We start from the raw sequence: 276 nt of genomic DNA, 5'->3' as shown, positions 1-276 counted from the left end.
ATTACCGTTTCACCAAGGCGCCGCGCCGGCTGGACGCGCTGGTCGGCGCGCGCCCGGCGTTGGACGGCGTGGCGATGGGCGAGATGAAGGCGGTGCGCTTCCCCGCCGCCGACGGGACGATGGTGCCCGCCTATCTGACGCTGCCGCCGGGCGGCGCGGCCAGGGGGCTGCCCGCGATCGTGATGCCGCACGGCGGGCCGTCGTACCGCGACGAATGGGGATTCGACTGGCTGGTGCAGTTCTTCGCCGCGTCCGGCTACGCCGTGATCCAGCCGC

General features: G+C 73.6%; 1 protein-coding gene. It reads left to right on the top strand.

Annotated features, from left to right (window positions below):
* Positions 1-276: alpha/beta hydrolase family protein (locus CVH10_RS20170; protein WP_369335910.1), on the top strand; the 276-nt coding region annotated here is incomplete at both ends.

Origin of the sequence: Halomonas sp. ND22Bw, assembly GCF_003011945.1 — a bacterium.
Classification (GTDB): domain Bacteria; phylum Pseudomonadota; class Gammaproteobacteria; order Pseudomonadales; family Halomonadaceae; genus Halomonas; species Halomonas halophila.
Note: the sequence above shows the minus strand (reverse complement) of the source record. Positions and strands in the feature narration are given on the sequence as shown.